10 protein-coding genes and 1 pseudogene are annotated in these 13,728 nt (G+C 66.7%); 2 read left to right on the plus strand and 9 right to left on the minus strand.

Annotated elements, in window-relative coordinates:
* From rpsJ to FCI23_RS02900, 3 genes are all read right to left on the minus strand, one after another.
* Positions 1-309, minus strand: a complete 309-nt coding sequence (rpsJ, locus tag FCI23_RS02890) for a 30S ribosomal protein S10 (protein ID WP_014144312.1) — start codon at positions 307-309, stop codon at positions 1-3.
* A 393-nt stretch (positions 310-702) separates the two neighbouring features.
* Entirely contained in the window at positions 703-909 is a 207-nt protein-coding gene (locus FCI23_RS02895; protein WP_136721833.1) for a DUF397 domain-containing protein, read from the minus strand.
* A complete protein-coding gene (locus FCI23_RS02900; RefSeq protein WP_246143239.1) occupies positions 906-1,772 on the minus strand; it encodes a helix-turn-helix domain-containing protein in 867 nt (288 codons plus the stop codon). Before FCI23_RS02900 ends, FCI23_RS02895 begins: the two co-directional genes overlap by 4 nt.
* 1,574 nt (positions 1,773-3,346) lie before the next feature.
* Here FCI23_RS02900 and FCI23_RS02905 point away from each other — a divergent pair.
* Positions 3,347-3,766, plus strand: coding sequence for an ATP-binding protein (locus tag FCI23_RS02905; RefSeq protein WP_136721835.1), 420 nt, complete (start codon positions 3,347-3,349; stop codon positions 3,764-3,766).
* Positions 3,767-4,007: 241 nt separating this feature from the next.
* Positions 4,008-4,400: pseudogene (locus tag FCI23_RS59235) on the plus strand (IS200/IS605 family accessory protein TnpB-related protein); the annotation flags it as partial.
* 92 nt (positions 4,401-4,492) lie between these two features.
* Here FCI23_RS59235 and tuf read toward each other — a convergent pair.
* From tuf to FCI23_RS02940, 6 genes are all read right to left on the minus strand, one after another.
* Positions 4,493-5,686, minus strand: a complete 1,194-nt coding sequence (tuf, locus tag FCI23_RS02915; protein WP_136721836.1) for an elongation factor Tu — start codon at positions 5,684-5,686, stop codon at positions 4,493-4,495.
* Between the two features lie 157 nt (positions 5,687-5,843).
* A complete protein-coding gene (gene fusA / locus FCI23_RS02920) occupies positions 5,844-7,979 on the minus strand; it encodes an elongation factor G (protein WP_136721837.1) in 2,136 nt (711 codons plus the stop codon).
* Between the two features lie 38 nt (positions 7,980-8,017).
* The gene (gene rpsG, locus FCI23_RS02925; RefSeq protein ID WP_136721838.1) at positions 8,018-8,488 is read right to left on the minus strand and encodes a 30S ribosomal protein S7; all 471 of its coding nucleotides are present in this window, start codon (positions 8,486-8,488) and stop codon (positions 8,018-8,020) included.
* Positions 8,489-8,490: 2 nt separating this feature from the next.
* The gene (gene rpsL, locus FCI23_RS02930) at positions 8,491-8,862 is read right to left on the minus strand and encodes a 30S ribosomal protein S12 (RefSeq protein ID WP_014144289.1); all 372 of its coding nucleotides are present in this window, start codon (positions 8,860-8,862) and stop codon (positions 8,491-8,493) included.
* 317 nt (positions 8,863-9,179) lie between these two features.
* Positions 9,180-9,686, minus strand: coding sequence for a DUF1707 and DUF4190 domain-containing protein (locus FCI23_RS02935; protein WP_246143241.1), 507 nt, complete (start codon positions 9,684-9,686; stop codon positions 9,180-9,182).
* Between the two features lie 113 nt (positions 9,687-9,799).
* Positions 9,800-13,699: a DNA-directed RNA polymerase subunit beta' gene (locus FCI23_RS02940; protein ID WP_136721839.1), complete on the minus strand. Its 3,900-nt coding sequence runs from the start codon at positions 13,697-13,699 to the stop codon at positions 9,800-9,802.
* Between the last annotated feature and the right edge of the window lie 29 nt (positions 13,700-13,728).

Here is a 13,728-nt window from a genome sequence, read left to right on the forward strand (position 1 = left end):
TCAGAGCTTGATCTCGATGTCAACGCCGGCCGGAAGGTCCAGGCGCATCAACGAGTCAACGGTCTTGGGCGTCGGGTCGAGGATGTCGATCAAGCGCTTGTGAGTGCGCATCTCGAAGTGCTCGCGCGAGTCCTTGTACTTGTGCGGCGACTTGATGACGCAGTACACGTTCTTCTCAGTGGGCAGCGGCACCGGGCCCGCGACCTGCGCACCAGTACGAGTCACCGTCTCGACGATCTTCTTCGCCGAAGAGTCGATGACCTCGTGGTCGTAGGCCTTGAGCCGGATGCGGATCTTCTGTCCCGCCATGGCTACTCCGTAGTCCTGTCTCTTCTTACGCTCTGGAACCCGGCGGACGACCGTCTTCTCCGACCCACGCGGTCGGGCGTGTCGCGCCCCTTCCCGTAATTCTCCGCATGCGGAAAATCCCTCGGGAGGGGGTTTGTGGGAGATGACACCCACCGGGTGCCTGGTCTGCACCGCGTTCACGCTTCCCGGAAGATTCCCGTACGTCCGTCCACAAGGGACGACGAGTACTGTGGGACTCGCTTCCGGTCCTCCCGACGGGAGGCGCGCAACATCGGCGCTCGACCGAGCAACTTGGCTAGTCTGCCATACGCGGGGCACCCCGCGCCAATCGAGCCGGGAAGCCTACCCCTGCGGGGGTGAGGGTCAAACCCGGGGCCCGCCGGAGGCGGCGGATCAGCCCTTTGCCGCGTACGAGACGAACTCGGCCCACGCCTGCGATGTGAACGCGAACTGCGGACCCTGGGGGTCCTTGGAGTCGCGGACGTGGACGGCGCCGGGGGCGGTTGCGATCTCGACGCAGGAAGGACCGTCGTCGGTGCTGTAACTGCTCTTGAACCACTCCAGCGCGGAACCGGCTCTGGCAGAGGGCTTGAGGGTCATGTCTCTCCCAGCACTTTCTGGATGACGGCCAGCGATTCACGCGGCGTATGAGCCTGCGCCCGGATCATGCCATACCGCATCTCAAGGATCTGGACCTCCCGGGGATCGGCGATCAGGCGACTGGTGAGCTGCACTTCATTCAGCCCGACCGCTGTGCCGTCCTTGAGTTTCAGGACGCGCAACGAGCCGCCGAGCCCGGAGTGCTCCTCGACCGCCGTGGGCATCACCTGGATCTCGACGTACCGCAACTGGCTGGCCTCCAGCAGGTGTTCGAGTTGGCGTCGCAACACCATTCTGCCCCCGATCGGCCGCCGGAGCGTCGCCTCTTCCTGGACGAAGGTCAGCAGTGGGGCGGGCCGCCGCTCGTAGATCTCCTGGCGAGCCATGCGAGCAGCCACCAGCCGCTCAAGTTCGTCCTCTCCGTACGCCGGGCGCCGCAGGCCAAGGAGCGCCCGTGCGTACTCCTCCGTCTGCAAGAGGCCATCCACGACGGTGCTTGCATAGGAGCCCAGCTCTCCCGCCTCATACTCCAGCTTCGCGACGTCCCGCACCTTCTTCGGGTACCGGGCCTCGGCCACGTCATCCTTCATCGCGGCGAGCTTGCCGCCGGCCCCCAGCACCTCGTCCGCCTTGTCCAGGAACTCCGGCTTGGGGACCCGCCGCCCCCGCTCGACGGACGAGACCATCTCCTCGCCATACCCGATGGCCGCCCCGAACTCGATCCGCCGCAGCCCCGCCGCTTCCCGCCAGAGCTTGATCTGCCGCCCGACCGCCTTCATCACGGCCCCGGAATCGTCGTCCTCCAGCCCGGCGTCCCAGTGAGAGCCGTCCGCCCCGTCCGCTCCGTCTGCCGTGTAGTCCATACCGCCCCCGCTCATTTGGCACCCGCGTACGGCAATCACTGTCCGCACTCGGCTAGTTACCCCGAAGCGTAAACACGGCGGGGCGCGTTGATGACATTGGCCCAGAAAATCACCCGCCCCGGGCCTCGGTGGGGTTATTTCGGCATGGGTGGCGTGCGGGAGCGCTGGCTCCCTTCGGTCGCGAAGAAAAAGGCGCTCCTACGGGAAGGGGGAGGGGCGCTGCCGCTTGTCACCGGGCCGCCGGGCCGGTGGGTTGCGGAGGTCAAGGCGGCTTGTGCGGCATCGGTTCGGTGGGTGTCTGGGGTCTCGTTGCCGGATCCTGGTAGAGATGGTCGGTGGCGACGCCTGTTGTCCGTGGGGGGTTGCGCTGCCGTAACCGGCGGCTGTCGGGTGCTTGGTGGCTTGGCCCCGTTGTCGACGGGGCGGGCGGGGGCCCGGCGGCTTCCCTCTCGGCCGGTGGGCGGATGGGCGGGGGCCCGGGCCCGGCGGGGGCGCAGAAACGTTCCGGCGGGGGGCGAGTGGTTGCTCTCCCGACCAGTGGGCGGCCGGCGTTCATGCGGGGGGATGCAGAAACGTTCCGGCGGAGCGCCATACCGGGTTCACCACCCCCGGGGCAGCATTTACCCCACTTTGGGCATACCTTTTGGGCCCATCTGGATTGTCAGTGCTGAAAGTGAAGAGATATGCCCGAATTGCCAATTTCTGGACTTCACTAACTGCACTCAAATCCGTCCCAGGGGTCGCCGGTGGCCCGCCAGCGACCCCACAGCCCGCCCGCCTGCGTGCACTACAGCCCATGCCTGCGTACACCCCGGCGTGGCGGGGGTGTACGCAGGCATGGGCTGTAGTGCACGCAGGCGCGAGAGGAATTGACCGATATGCCGGATGCGGGGAAGCCTCCTCGCTCCCGCTGAAACGATTCTGCGGCGGAGCGGATCCATGAGGTGCCCCGATGAGACAGCGACACTACGAGCGGGGCCCGTGAGAGTGTCCCATTCGGGCACCTAATGTCCCGATCCCCGGCAAAAACGTTCCTGCCCCGAACCCGGAGGAGAGCCACCCGCCCTCCGCCGGAACGTTTCTGCACCCCCGCGCCTGGACCCCCACCCACCGGCCGGGAGGGCAGCCACCGGGCCCCCGCTCACTTCCCCCGCCCCGGGGCCAAGCCACCAAGCACCCGACAGCCGCCGGTTACGGCAGCGCAACCCCCCACGGACAACAGGCGTCGCCACCGACCATCTCTACCAGGATCCGGCAACGAGACCCCAGACACCCACCGAACCGATGCCGCACAAGCCGCCTTGACCTCCGCAACCCACCGGCCCGGGAGCCAACCGACGAGACGAGCCCCCCTCCTCCCCCTCCGCAGTTGCGTCTTTGATCTTTGCGACCAAAGGGAGCAAAACGCACCCGCACCCGGCCAATCAGAAATGGCGAGACCGGCAACCCCGACCACCCCAACCACCCCAACCACGGCGTACCGGCCGGACAGGTCCAGGCCACGGACGGACAGTCACGCTCCGTACAAGCCCCACGCCTATCCAGTTGTCACACGCCCGATCACGCTAAGTCGCGTGAACCAGGAAATCACCAGCCCCGAAACAGCCCCCGCCACCCGCCAGTTCCATGTCCAGCTCTCCGCCACCCGCAGGGGCGCCCGGCTTGCCCGGCTGCTCGCGACCGAGCAGCTGCGCAGCTGGGGGCTGTCGATCGAGGCGGCGGCACACGTTGTCGCTGAGCTGGCCGCGAACGCGGCGCTCCATGGCCGCGTACCGGGCCGCGACTTCCGGCTGACGCTCACCGTCACGAACGCCGGCACACTCCGCATCGAGGTGACGGACGCCCGCGCGGAGCGCCTTCCGTCTGTCCACCGCGAGGCGCTCCCGGAGGACGAGTCGGGGCGCGGCCTCATGCTCGTGGACGCGCTGGCCGACCGCTGGGGTGTCGCGCCGGGCCCGGCGCCCTGCAAGACGGTGTGGGCCGAGCTGGGCTGAAGAGAGGCAGCGAGGCCCCGACCTCCTGGGGGGCGGGGGGTGTGAGCTGTTGATCGTTGCGTACGAAGGAGTGTGTATGAGTTCGCTTGAGTGAGTGTGCTGGTGTGAGGGTGGTGATCGTGTCGCCCGGTCTGTTGGCGCCGTGCTGGGGAACTCGTTCGGGTGAACGGGGGGCGGTTTCGTCGTGGTGTGCGGGGTGGGTACACCAGTCTGGATCCCCTCGGGTGAGGGGGTGGTCGGGGTGGGGGCGTTGCGGTCGATGGCTGCCCCGTTCGTGGCGCCGGGGTCTTCTGGGGTGTCGGTCCGTACCTGGCTGCGGCTGACCGCTGATGAGGAGCGGGTGCTGCGTGCGGTGGGCGGGCACCTGGGCGCTTTGGCGTCGGGTGATGTCGCCCGGCGCTGCCGGGACGGATTGGAGCATGACAAGGACACGTGGGCGGCGCGGAAGCGCGCGCTGACGTCCGGGTCGTCGTCGCGGTGGGCCGGGAGTATCACCAAGGCCAGCCATGACCAGTGGGCGCTGGCGCGGCGCGGGCAGGCCGCGCACCTGAAGGGTCTGGACGCGGGTATCGCCACCCTCACCCACCGCCTGGGAAACCGGGCCGGGAAACCGGGCCGGGAAACCGGGCCGGGAAACCGGGCCGGGAAAACAGCAGGGCCCCGGTCCGCCGCCGAAGCGGTGGACCGGGGCCCTGGAAGCCCGGTGTCAGAGAACCGGACCGGAGGTCACTTGGTGATGCTGGTGACCTGGCCGGCGCCGACCGTCCGGCCACCCTCGCGGATGGCGAACTTGAGGCCCTCCTCCATGGCGATCGGCTGGATCAGCGCGACCGTCATGGCGGTGTTGTCGCCCGGCATGACCATCTCGGTGCCCTCGGGGAGGGTAACGACGCCAGTCACGTCAGTCGTACGGAAGTAGAACTGCGGGCGGTAGTTGTTGAAGAACGGGGTGTGACGACCACCCTCGTCCTTCGACAGGATGTAGGCCTGGGCCTCGAACTCGGTGTGCGGCGTGACCGAACCCGGCTTGATGATGACCTGGCCGCGCTCGACGTCCTCGCGCTTGATGCCACGGAGGAGCAGACCGACGTTCTCACCGGCCTGGCCTTCGTCGAGCAGCTTGCGGAACATCTCGATGCCGGTGACCGTGGTGGTGGTCTTGTTTTCCTTGATGCCGATGATGTCCACGGTCTCGTTGACCTTGAGGACACCACGCTCGATGCGGCCGGTGACGACGGTGCCACGACCGGTGATCGTGAAGACGTCCTCGATCGGCATCAGGAACGGCTTCTCGACATCACGCGCCGGAGTCGGGATCGACTCGTCCACGGCCGCCATGAGGCCGAGGAGCTTCTCGCCCCACTCCTTGTCGCCCTCGAGCGCCTTGAGCGCCGAGACGCGGACGACCGGCAGGTCGTCGCCCGGGTACTCGTAGTCCGAGAGGAGCTCACGGACCTCGAGCTCGACGAGCTCCAGGATCTCCTCGTCGTCCACCATGTCGGCCTTGTTCAGGGCGACGACGATGGAGGGGACGCCGACCTGACGGGCCAGGAGCACGTGCTCCTTGGTCTGCGGCATCGGGCCGTCGGTGGCGGCGACCACGAGGATGGCGCCGTCCATCTGCGCGGCACCGGTGATCATGTTCTTGATGTAGTCAGCGTGACCGGGGCAGTCAACGTGCGCGTAGTGACGCGACTCCGTCTGGTACTCGACGTGCGCGATCGAGATGGTGATACCGCGCTGGCGCTCCTCGGGAGCCTTGTCGATCTGGTCGAAGGCCGAGGCCTCGTTCAGGTCCGGGTACGCATCATGCAGCACCTTGGTAATCGCCGCGGTCAGCGTCGTCTTACCGTGGTCGATGTGACCGATGGTGCCGATGTTGACGTGCGGCTTAGTCCGCTCGAACTTCGCCTTCGCCACTGGGGTCCTCCTGTGGAGTGGATCTGTACGCCTTGCTTCATCGGCGCCAGGTGATCTTTGCTGGGGATGCGGGGCGACCGGGCATTCCGTCTTGCGGCGGAATGCCCCGCGTTGCCTCTGTCAAGCCTAAGGCTTGAGCGGCTCTCCAAATACGGAGCTACTCGCCCTTGGCCTTCGCGATGATCTCCTCGGCGACGTTCCGCGGAACTTCGGCGTAGGAGTCGAACTGCATCGAGTAGCTCGCGCGACCCGAGGTCTTGCTGCGGAGGTCGCCGACGTAGCCGAACATCTCCGACAGCGGAACCAGGCCCTTGACGACCCGAGCACCGCTACGTTCCTCCATGGCCTGGATCTGGCCACGGCGGGAGTTGAGGTCGCCGATGACGTCACCCATGTAGTCCTCGGGCGTGGTGACCTCAACGGCCATCATCGGCTCGAGCAGCACGGGGCTCGCCTTGCGGGCGGCCTCCTTGAAGGCCTGCGAACCGGCGATCTTGAATGCCAGTTCGGAGGAGTCGACCTCGTGGTAGCCACCGTCGAGAAGGGTGACGCGGACGCCCACCATCTCGTAGCCGGCCAAAATGCCGAACTTCATGGCCTCCTGCGCACCGGCGTCCACCGAGGGGATGTACTCCCGCGGGATACGGCCACCGGTGACCTTGTTGACGAACTCGTAGGACGCGTCTCCGTCCACGAGCGGCTCGATCGCGATCTGCACCTTCGCGAACTGACCGGTACCACCGGTCTGCTTCTTGTGGGTGTAGTCATGCCGCTCGACCGTCTTGCGGATGGTCTCGCGGTACGCGACCTGCGGCTTGCCGACGTTGGCCTCGACCTTGAACTCGCGCTTCATACGGTCGACCAGCACCTCGAGGTGCAGTTCGCCCATGCCGCCGATGATGGTCTGGCCGGTCTCCTCGTCCGAGTGGACCTGGAAGGAGGGGTCCTCCTCGCCGAGACGCTGGATCGCGACACCCAGCTTCTCCTGGTCGCCCTTGGACTTGGGCTCGATGGCGACCTGAATGACCGGCGCCGGGAAGTCCATGGACTCCAGGATCACCGGGTTCTTGTCGTCACACAGCGTCTCACCGGTGGTGGTCTGCTTCAGGCCCATGACGGCGACGATGTCGCCGGCGCCCACGCCCGCAATCTCTTCCCGCTTGTTCGCGTGCATGCGGTAGATCTTGCCGATGCGCTCCTTCTTGCCCTTCACCGAGTTCAGCACAGCGGTGCCGGTCTCGAGACGGCCGGAGTACACACGGACGTAGGTGAGCTTGCCGAGGTGCGGGTCGCTCATGATCTTGAAAGCAAGACCGGCGAACGGCTCGTCCTCGGACGGCTTGCGCTTGACGATCTGCTCCGGGTCGCCGACCGCGTGGCCTTCGATCGCCTCGATGTCGAGCGGCGAGGGCAGGTAGCGCACGACCGCGTCGAGCAGGGGCTGGACGCCCTTGTTCTTGAACGCGGTACCGCAGAACACCGGGGTGAAGGTCGGCTTGCCCTTGTGCTCGGAGTCGGTCGACGCGATGGTGGCGCGGCGGATCGCCGCGATCAGCTGCTCCTCGGTGGGCTCCTCGCCCTCCAGGTACAGCTCCATCATCTCGTCGTCGTGCTCCGAAATGGTCTCAAGGAGCTTGCCGCGCCATTCCAGGGCAGCCTCGGTGTGGGTCTCCGGGATGTCGACAACGTCGTACATCTCGCCCTTGGTCGCCTCGGCGGACCACACCAGGGCCTTCATGCCGACGAGGTCGACGACGCCCTTGAAGTCCATCTCGGTGCCGATGGGCAGCTGCATGACCAGCGGAACCGCGCCGAGGCGGTCCACGATCATGTCGACGCAGCGGTGGAACTCGGCGCCGGTGCGGTCGAGCTTGTTGACGAAGCAGATACGCGGCACGCCGTAGCGGTCCGCCTGACGCCACACGGTCTCGGACTGCGGCTCAACACCGGCGACACCGTCGAACACCGTGACGGCACCGTCGAGCACGCGGAGCGAACGCTCCACCTCGACGGTGAAGTCGACGTGGCCCGGGGTGTCGATGATGTTGATGGTGTGGTCGACGTCGTCCAACGACCAGTGACAGGTGGTCGCGGCGGACGTGATGGTGATGCCGCGCTCCTGCTCCTGCTCCATCCAGTCCATCGTGGCAGCGCCGTCGTGGACCTCACCGATCTTGTAGCTCACGCCGGTGTAGAACAGGATCCGCTCGGTGGTCGTCGTCTTGCCCGCGTCGATGTGGGCCATGATCCCAATGTTGCGGACCCTGGCCAGGTCAAGCGAAGTGGTGGCCATGAGGCTCTGTCTTCTCTCGGTCTCGATGTGGGTGCTGACTACCAGCGGTAGTGCGCGAAGGCCTTGTTGGACTCGGCCATCTTGTGGGTGTCCTCGCGACGCTTGACGGAGGCGCCGAGACCGTTGCTGGCGTCCAGCAGCTCGTTCATCAGGCGCTCGGTCATGGTCTTCTCGCGGCGGGCGCGGGAGTAACCCACGAGCCAGCGCAGCGCGAGCGTGGAGGAACGGCCCGGACGGACCTCGACGGGCACCTGGTAAGTCGCGCCACCGACACGGCGGGACTTGACCTCGATGGCCGGCTTGACGTTCTCAAGTGCGCGCTTGAGCGTGATGACCGGGTCGGCACCGGACTTCTCACGCACGCCCTCGAGGGCGCCGTACACGATGCGCTCAGCGGTGGAACGCTTGCCGTGCAGGAGGATCTTGTTGACCAGCGAGGTCACCAGAGGAGAACCATAGACCGGGTCGATGATGACCGGGCGCTTCGGGGCGGGGCCCTTACGAGGCATTCTTACTTCTCCTTCTTGGCGCCGTAGCGGCTGCGGGCCTGCTTGCGGTTCTTGACACCCTGGGTGTCCAGGGAGCCGCGGATGATCTTGTAACGAACACCCGGCAGGTCCTTCACGCGGCCGCCGCGCACGAGCACGATGGAGTGCTCCTGCAGGTTGTGGCCCTCGCCCGGAATGTAGGCGGTGACCTCAATCCCACTGGTCAGGCGCACACGGGCCACCTTGCGAAGCGCCGAGTTCGGCTTCTTCGGGGTGGTCGTGTACACACGCGTGCAGACACCACGACGCTGAGGGGAGCCCTTTAGCGCAGGCGTCTTGTTCTTCTCGACCTTGTCCTGCCGGCCCTTCCGGACCAGCTGCTGGATCGTAGGCACCGTTTCTCCGGTTTCTGTGTGCCGATCTCGATACATCTAACCTGGGGAGGTTTCCCCGACCCACGCGGTCGGGTGTGTCGCGATCCTTGTACGCCCCCGCAATGCGGGTAAGGTGCGTATTTCGGGTGTCGCGGCCTCGGTGGTCCCTGAATGGACGAGTGCACACACAGGAACCCGGGCACACCCCAGGCACAAGGTCAGAGCCTACCTATCGCATCGGCTGCGGTCAAAACAAATAGGCAGCGCCGGGCCCGACCCCTTCGAAACCTGTACCCTGCCCGGCCAGCACAGTCGTCAATCATCGGACTGGCTTGATTTTACGGCCATGTGGTCGACGACACACCGTTGGCGGCCCATACCGCCACAACGATCAGCGCGACCAGCGCGACCATGATGAGGGTCACCACATAGCCCAGCACCATCCCGCCGACGGCCATGCTGTCGCCCCGCTCGCCCGTCCGGCGTATCTCGCGCCGGGCCATATGACCCAGCACAATCGCCGGGATCGCGGTGATCCCCACGAAGATGCCGCCCACCCCGCAGATGAGCGCGGCCACCGCCTTGCTGTTGGTGCGCGGCAGCAGAGCCGGGCGGAAGACGGGAGGCAGCGGCTGCGGCTGCGGTATGTCGCCGATGACGGCGTCCAGTTCTCCGTAGGTACGGGCCTGGTAGGCGCGGCCGACCCGGTCGTCGTACTCCTCCATGAGGAGCCGGCCCTCGGCGTAGGCGCCCTTGAGTATCTCCACCGCGCCCTCGCGGGCCGCGTCGGATGCCAGCATGCTGTGCTGGGCCGCCTGCGCGGGCTGCCACTGCTGGTACGACACTCGGACCACTCCCCCTGGAGCCGGATATTCCGTCCATTGTCCCGTAGAACGCCGCAGGGCGGCACCCCGGTTCCCCGGGGTGCCGCCCTGCGGTCCAGCAGGATCGCTGCGAATCAGCCGTTGTACGGGCCGTAGTCGTAGTCCTCCAGGGGTACGGCCTGGCCGGAGCCGGTGCCGAACGGCGAGTAGTCGATGTCGTCGTAGCCGACGGCCGAGTACATCGCGGCCTTGGCTTCCTCGGTCGGCTCGACCCGGATGTTGCGGTAGCGGGCGAGGCCCGTACCGGCCGGGATGAGCTTACCGATGATGACGTTCTCCTTGAGGCCCAGCAGGGAGTCCGACTTGGCGTGGATCGCCGCGTCGGTGAGCACCCGGGTCGTCTCCTGGAAGGAGGCGGCCGACAGCCAGGACTCGGTCGCCAGCGAGGCCTTGGTGATACCCATCAGCTGCGGACGGCCGGAGGCGGGGTGTCCGCCCTCGGAGACCACACGACGGTTCTCGGTCTCGAAGCGGCCGCGCTCGACCAGCTCGCCCGGCAGCAGTTCCGCGTCGCCGGACTCGATGATCGTCACTCGGCGGAGCATCTGCCGGATGATGATCTCGATGTGCTTGTCGTGGATCGACACACCCTGGGAGTTGTAGACCTTCTGCACCTCGCCGACCAGGTGGATCTGGACCTGGCGCTGGCCGAGGATACGCAGCACGTCGTGCGGGTTGGTGGCACCCACGGTCAGCTTCTGGCCGACCTCGACGTGGTCGCCCTCGCTCACCAGGAGACGGGCCCGCTTGGAGATCGGGTAGGCGATCTCGTCGGAACCGTCGTCCGGGGTGATGACGAGCTTCTTGGTCTTCTCGGTCTCCTCGATACGGACCCGGCCGACGGCCTCCGAGATCGGGGCCACGCCCTTGGGGACGCGGGCCTCGAAGAGCTCGACGACACGCGGCAGACCCTGAGTGATGTCGTCACCGGCCACACCACCGGTGTGGAAGGTACGCATCGTCAGCTGGGTGCCGGGCTCACCGATCGACTGGGCCGCGATGATGCCGACGGCCTCACCGATGTCCACCAGCTTGCCGGTGGCCAGCGAGCGGCCGTAGCAGAAGGCACAGGTGCCGACTGCCGACTCGCAGGTCAGGATCGAGCGGACCTTGACCTCCTCGACACCGCGCCGCAGCAGCTGGTCGATGAGCACATCGCCCAGGTCGACATTGGCCGGGGCGACCACCTTGCCGTCGATGACGACATCCTCGGCGAGCATCCGGGCGTAGATGCTGGTCTCGACATCGTCCGTCTTGCGCAGGCTGCCGTCGGCGCCGCGCTCGGCGATCCGCAGCTTCAGACCGCGCTCGGTGCCGCAGTCCTCCTCGCGAATGATGACGTCCTGCGAGACGTCCACCAGACGACGGGTGAGGTAACCCGAGTCGGCGGTACGCAGGGCCGTGTCGGCCAGACCCTTACGGGCACCGTGGGTGGAGATGAAGTACTCCAGCACGGACAGGCCCTCACGGAACGAGGCCTTGATCGGACGCGCGATGGTCTCGTTCTTGGCGTTGGACACCAGGCCTCGCATACCCGCGATCTGACGCATCTGCATCATGTTTCCGCGGGCACCCGAGTCGACCATCATGAAGATCGGGTTGGTCTTCGGGAAGTTCGCGTTCATCGCCTCGGCAACCTCGTTGGTCGCCTTGGTCCAGATCGCGATGAGCTCCTGGGTGCGCTCGTCCTTGGTGATCAGACCACGCTCGTACTGCTTCTGGACCTTCTCGTCCTGGGCCTCGTAGCCCTGGACGATGGCCTTCTTGGCCTCCGGGACGACGATGTCCGAGACGGCGACGGTGACGCCGGAACGGGTCGCCCAGTGGAAACCGGCCGCCTTCAGGTTGTCGAGCGTCGCCGCCACGATGACCTTGGGGTAGCGCTCGGCCAGGTCGTTGACGATCTCGGAGAGCTGCTTCTTGCCCACCGAGTAGTCGACGAACGGGTAGTCCTCGGGCAGCAGCTCGTTGAAGAGCGCACGGCCCAGCGAGGTGGTCAGCCGGAAGGAGTCGCCGAGCTGCCACGGCTCCTCGCCTTCCGCCTGCTCCGGCGGGGTCCAGCCACGCGGCGGGACGGTGCCGATCGGGAAGCGGATCTGGACCGGCGACTGCAGCGACAGCTCGCGGTTGTCGAAGGCCATGATCGCTTCGGCGGTCGAGCCGAACGCCCGCCCCTCGCCGATGAGCACGCGCTCCTCGGGGTCGGTGGTCAGGAAGAACAGCCCGAGCACCATGTCCTGGGTCGGCATGGTGACCGGCCGGCCGTCGGCTGGCTTGAGGATGTTGTTCGAGGACAGCATCAGGATGCGGGCCTCGGCCTGCGCCTCCGCGGAGAGCGGCAGGTGGACGGCCATCTGGTCACCGTCGAAGTCCGCGTTGAACGCGGTGCAGACGAGCGGGTGGATCTGGATGGCCTTGCCCTCGACCAGCTGCGGCTCGAAGGCCTGGATGCCGAGGCGGTGCAGGGTCGGCGCACGGTTCAGCAGCACCGGGTGCTCGGCGATGACCTCTTCCAGCACGTCGTACACGACCGTGCGGCCGCGCTCGACCATGCGCTTGGCCGACTTGATGTTCTGCGCGTGGTTGAGGTCCACCAGGCGCTTCATGACGAACGGCTTGAAGAGCTCCAGCGCCATGGCCTTCGGCAGACCGCACTGGTGCAGCTTGAGCTGCGGGCCGACGACGATCACGGAACGGGCCGAGTAGTCGACACGCTTGCCGAGCAGGTTCTGACGGAACCGGCCCTGCTTGCCCTTGAGCATGTCGGACAGCGACTTCAGCGGACGGTTGCCGGGGCCCGTGACCGGGCGGCCGCGGCGGCCGTTGTCGAAGAGCGCGTCGACGGCCTCCTGAAGCATGCGCTTCTCGTTGTTCACGATGATCTCGGGGGCGCCGAGGTCAAGGAGCCGCTTGAGGCGGTTGTTGCGGTTGATGACGCGGCGGTACAGGTCGTTCAGGTCGGAGGTCGCGAAGCGGCCACCGTCCAGCTGCACCATCGGACGAAGGTCCGGCGGGATCACCGGGACGCAGTCCAGCACCATGCCATTGGGCTTGTTGGTGGTCTGCAGGAACGCCGAGACGACCTTGAGGCGCTTGAGCGCACGGGTCTTCTTCTGGCCCTTGCCGGTACGGATGATCTCGCGGAGGCGCTCGGCCTCCTCCTCCAGGTCGAAGGACTCCAGGCGCTTCTGCAGCGCCGCGGCACCCATCGAGCCCTGGAAGTACGTCCCGAAGCGCTCGCGCAGCTCGCGGTAGAGCAGCTCGTCGCCCTCCAGGTCCTGGACCTTGAGGTTCTTGAAGCGGGCCCACACCTCGTCGAGGCGGTCGATCTCGCGCTGGGCGCGGTCACGCAGCTGCTTCATCTCGCGCTCGGCACCTTCGCGCACCTTGCGGCGTACGTCGGCCTTGGCACCCTCGGCCTCAAGCTCGGCGAGGTCCGTCTCCAGCTTCTTCTGCCGGCCCTCGACATCCGCGTCACGGCGGTTCTCGATGTGCTGGCGCTCGACGGAGACCTGGGCCTCCAGCGAGGGAAGGTCGCGGGTACGGCGCTCGTCGTCCACCCACGTGATCATGTAGGCGGCGAAGTAGATGACCTTTTCGAGGTCCTTCGGGGCGAGGTCGAGCAGGTAGCCCAGCCGTGACGGGACACCCTTGAAGTACCAGATGTGAGTGACCGGGGCGGCGAGCTCGATGTGGCCCATCCGCTCACGGCGCACCTTGGCGCGAGTGACCTCGACGCCGCAGCGCTCACAGATGATGCCCTTGAAGCGGACCCGCTTGTACTTGCCGCAGTAGCACTCCCAGTCCCGGGTCGGGCCGAAGATCTTCTCGCAGAAGAGTCCGTCCTTCTCGGGCTTGAGCGTACGGTAGTTGATGGTCTCCGGCTTCTTCACTTCGCCGTGCGACCAGGTACGAATGTCGTCCGCGGTGGCCAGGCCGATCCGCAGCTCGTCGAAGAAGTTGACGTCGAGCACTTGTCGTCAATCCCACCTTCGTGGTGTCC

It is taken from the genome of Actinacidiphila oryziradicis (assembly GCF_005047355.1).
GTDB classification, from domain to species: Bacteria; Actinomycetota; Actinomycetes; order Streptomycetales; family Streptomycetaceae; genus Actinacidiphila; species Actinacidiphila oryziradicis.

Bases quoted from the DNA above. Each gene is read 5' to 3' on its own strand.
- FCI23_RS02900 (WP_246143239.1), bottom strand. From the start codon at position 1,772: ATGGACTACACGGCAGACGGAGCGGACGGGGCGGACGGCTCTCACTGG.
- rpsJ (WP_014144312.1), bottom strand. From the start codon at position 309: ATGGCGGGACAGAAGATCCGCATCCGGCTCAAGGCCTACGACCACGAG.
- rpsG (WP_136721838.1), bottom strand. From the start codon at position 8,488: ATGCCTCGTAAGGGCCCCGCCCCGAAGCGCCCGGTCATCATCGACCCG.
- FCI23_RS02895 (WP_136721833.1), bottom strand. From the start codon at position 909: ATGACCCTCAAGCCCTCTGCCAGAGCCGGTTCCGCGCTGGAGTGGTTC.
- fusA (WP_136721837.1), bottom strand. From the start codon at position 7,979: ATGGCCACCACTTCGCTTGACCTGGCCAGGGTCCGCAACATTGGGATC.